At 72.7% G+C, this 3,393-nt stretch carries 3 protein-coding genes; all 3 read right to left on the minus strand.

Features of this window, described 5'->3' with window-relative positions; translation table 11 throughout:
* Positions 1-464 precede the first annotated feature (464 nt).
* Positions 465-2,147 carry an alkaline phosphatase gene (gene phoA, locus NS184_RS16590; RefSeq protein ID WP_083513794.1) on the minus strand — a complete coding sequence of 561 codons (1,683 nt, stop codon included), beginning with the start codon at positions 2,145-2,147 and terminating at the stop codon, positions 465-467.
* A gap of 127 nt (positions 2,148-2,274) precedes the next feature.
* On the minus strand, positions 2,275-2,691 hold the full coding sequence (locus NS184_RS16595) for an SIP domain-containing protein (RefSeq protein WP_152998291.1): 417 nt from the start codon (positions 2,689-2,691) through the stop codon (positions 2,275-2,277).
* Positions 2,692-2,717: 26 nt separating this feature from the next.
* On the minus strand, positions 2,718-3,393 hold a 676-nt coding region (locus NS184_RS16600), incomplete at its 5' end, for a TetR/AcrR family transcriptional regulator (protein WP_058727183.1).

A 3,393-nucleotide genomic window follows, 5' to 3' on the forward strand; every position in this document is an offset into this window, starting at 1 on the left:
CTGCCCGGCACGCCCGAATCGGCCGGGCAAGCCTGGTTCAGCCAGGCACGCCCGAATCCGCCAGGCACGCCCGAATCCGCCAGGCACGCCCGGATCGACCAGGCACGCCCGGATCGACCAGGCACGCCCGAGTCGACGAAGCACGCCCGGGTCAACGGGGCTGTGCGCCGCGTGCGCGATCTGACCGTGGATGCCCGTTCTTTCCCACACCGTGTGCGATGGCAGGCGAGATCGGGCATCCCTGGCGGAAACGATCGACCAGGCACGCCCGAATCCGCCAGGCACGCCCGAATCGGCCAGGCACGCCCGGTCGACCAGGCACGCCCAATTCCGCCAGGCACGCCCGGATCGGCCAGGCACGCCCGGTCTGGTCGAGTGCGCGAGGGTCACGGAGCGTCCGGACCCACGACGGACGGGAGGCACGGTGCCAGCCGGTACCGTGCCTCCCGTCCGCTCCGAGCGCGTCAGCGCACGCGCACCAGCGCGGTCGCGACCGTGCCGGTCTGCACGCCGGTGAAGGTGAGCGTCGTGGTGCCGCGCTCGGCGCGCCACCTGGTGTACGCGGTGCCGTTCACCAGGTCGAGGGTGCCGAGGTCGGTGTCACCGAGATGCACGCGCACCTGGCGGTCACCGGCGAACCGGCTGCCCGTGACCGTGACGCGCTCGCCGCGGCGCGGCGACCGGTCGGACACGTCGACCCGTGCGCCGCGGCTGAGCGCGGCGACGTCCTCCGACAGGCCGAGGCCGTCGCGGATCGTGAAGAACGTGTCGGTCTGGTCGGAGAGCCCGACGACGTTCGCGGCGCCGGGGCCGTACGCGGCGATGCGGACCTGCGTGCCGGTGTGCTGCTGCGAGCCGCCGGCCGCCGCGGTGCCGTACGAGACCTTCATCGTGGTGCCGTCAGCCGTCACGAGCGCGGTGGAGAGCGCTGCCGGCGGAGTGTTGTCCACGATCTGGCTCGAGTGGGCGTGGTCGGCGGTCGCGATCACGAGCGTGTTGCCGTCCCGCTTCGCGAACGCGAGCGCGGCCTGCACGGCCTCGTCGAAGTCGATCGTCTCACCGATCTGACCGCAGGCGTCGGCGGCGTGGTCCTGCTTGTCGATGCTGGCGCCCTCGACCTGGAGGAAGAAGCCCTTCTTCGCGTGCTTCCGCTGCAGGAGGTCGATCGACTTGTTCGTCAGCGATGCGAGCGAGAGCCCGGTGTCGAGGCGTGCCGGGTTCGGCGTGCAGCGGGTCGGGGCGGCGTCGGCTCCACCGACGGTCGCGGTGGTCGGGGCGTACCGCGTCGGGAAGTTGCCCGGGGTGAAGAGCCCGAGGAGCGGTGCCTCCTGGTCGGCTCTCCGCACCGCGGCGAGCCCGGCTGCGTCGTCGACGAGCTGGTAGCCGCGCTCGTCGGCCTGCTCGAAGAGGGTCTTGCCCTCCCACTGGCCGGCCTTCGCGGTCTGCTGGAAGCTCGCGGAGCCGCCTCCGAGGGTGACGTCCGGGCGGGTGCTCAGCAGCTGCTCGCTGATCGAGCCGAGACCACCGGCCTGCAGGGCGTCGGCGCCGCAGGCCGCGCTGTCGGGGCCGTAGCAGGAACGCGAGCCGACGTGTGCGACCTGGACCGCCGGGGTGGCGTCCTGGATCTCGGCCGTGGAGACGTCGCCGGTCGTGTAGCCGTTCGCCTTCGCGAGCTCGAGGAGCGACTGCTGGGGCGTCCCGTCGATGTCGACCGAGACGGCGCCGTCGTACGTCTTGGTCCCGGTCGCCCAGGCGCTGCCGGACGCGGCCGAGTCGGTGACGAAGTCCGGCTTGCCCTTGTTCGCGCCGTCCTTGACGAGCGAGTACGTGGTGTACGAGCCGGTCATCGGGAGGGCGTCGAGGCCGGGGAGCCGGCCGGCGGCGCCGTACTGGTAGTTGCGCGCCACCGTGATCTCGGAGTCGCCCATCCCGTCGCCGATGAGCAGGATGACGTTCTTCGCGCCGGCGTTCTGGATCGCCTGGCGGACGTTCCGGGTCTGGTCGCCGTGGTGCCGGACGGCGCCGCCGTGCTGGTTCAGCGCGAGCTGGGCGACGGCCTCGGCCGTGCCTGGCAGTGCGACGGCGCCGATGATGACGGCGGCGCCGAGCGCGAGCGCCGCGCGACGTCGCGTGGACGTGTGCTGCATGGTGTGGATCCCCTCTGGACGTGCCCCGAACGGGTGCCGTCAGAGGATGTCTGTGCAGCGGTACAGGCTCGTGAACGCGCCACGACCGGCAGGTGAACGACCACGCGCGGCGGACCGTACGCCGCGCTCAGCCGCCGAGTTCGACCTGTTGGCCGGCGTCATCGAGGTCGAGCTGGACGACCGACCGGGCTCGTTCGACCCAGGGGCTCTCGGCGCACCCGATCCAGAGCGCCGTGCACGGCTCGCTGCCCGCGACGCACCACTCCGCCGCCCAACCGACGACGGCGTCGGCCAGTGCCTCACCGCGGTCGGCGAAGACGAGCGAGGCGATCCGGGACGGCCGGCCACTCCGGACGAGCCAGGTGACGCTCACACGGGGCGGTGCCGGCAGGATGCGGACCTCGTCCTCGAGCGCGACCTCGACGAACACCTGCCCGTACGCGGTGTCCGGCAGCTCCAGGAGCTGGCGGTGGATCTCGGGCAGGTCGTCGGCGCAGCCCGCGAGGAGCACGTGCTCGACGGGCTGCTGCCGGTTCCTGGTCATCGGAACACCGTAGGGCTCGAGCTCGTTCACGACAAGGGGTCCGTCGGGACCCGGGTCACGGCGGGACCGAGTTCGTGGGCGAGGAAGGACCACATCCACTCGAGCGCGACCGAGTTCGTCAGTCCGGGAACCCCCTGCTGGATCTGCGTCGCGACGCCGTCGCTGTACGCCGCGAGCTTGAGGGCGACGGTCTCCGGCCGCGCCGTCGCCGCGAACACGCCGGACTCCGTGCCGCGCCGGAGGACCCGGACGAGGCAGGCCTCCCAGACGCGGATGCGCTCGGCGTACTCGGCAGCGACCTCGGGTCGACGGACGACCGCGGTCCAGTAGTCCGACCAGACACGCCAGTGCTCGCGGACCTCCTGCCGCTCGGCGAACAGCGGTTCGACGAGCATCCGGACGGCCCGCACCGGGTCGGGTTCGGCGTCGACGGCCTCGACGATCGCGCCGTAGAAGCGTTCGGTCTCGAGCACGACGACCTCGTTGAGGATCTCGGCGACGCTGGCGAAGTGGTACGTGACGGTCCCGACGGACACCCCTGCCTCGGCGGCGATGTCGCGGAGACCGGTGGCCCCGACGCCGCGGCGGACGATGACCTCGCGGGCGGCCTCGACGATCATCGCCCGCCGGACCTCGGGCCGCTGCCGGGCCCGGGTCCGGTGTCCACCCGTCGCCGGAGCGCCCGACGCCGCGCCCGGGGCC

Origin of the sequence: Curtobacterium luteum (assembly GCF_001475545.1) — a bacterium.
GTDB classification, from domain to species: domain Bacteria; phylum Actinomycetota; class Actinomycetes; order Actinomycetales; family Microbacteriaceae; genus Curtobacterium; species Curtobacterium luteum_A.